This is a genomic window from Aquabacterium parvum (assembly GCF_001447195.1).
Classification (GTDB): domain Bacteria; phylum Pseudomonadota; class Gammaproteobacteria; order Burkholderiales; family Burkholderiaceae_C; genus Aquabacterium; species Aquabacterium parvum.
In genome coordinates this window covers 1-273 of record NZ_LFRI01000283.1, presented here as the reverse complement: position 1 = coordinate 273, position 273 = coordinate 1, and the positions used below count along the sequence as shown (strand labels likewise).

The following is a 273-nucleotide window of genomic DNA, read 5'->3' as shown; positions in this document are numbered from 1 at the left end:
AAGGCCAGCTCACCGAGCTGCGCCAGATGTGCGCCAAGGTGCATCCCTCGCTGATCGAGCGCCTCGATCAAGTGACGAACCTGCTCGACATGAGCAAGCGCGAGTTCATCGAGGCTGCTGTGTCTGATGCGCTGGCACGCGCCGAGGAAGCTATCGAGCGTTCCGGTGCCCTGGATCAAGGGAGCCTGTGATGCTCACGCTGACCGGCACCATTCGAGCAGTCACCACCCTGGGTGGTGGCGTCAACAAGAAGACCGGCGAGGTGATCCCCAC

At 62.6% G+C, this 273-nt stretch carries 1 protein-coding gene; it reads left to right on the top strand.

Annotated elements, in window-relative coordinates:
• Positions 1-191, top strand: a 191-nt coding sequence (locus ABG80_RS22715) for a hypothetical protein (protein ID WP_407638747.1), incomplete at its 5' end; no start/stop codon positions are given.
• Positions 192-273: the final 82 nt, after the last annotated feature.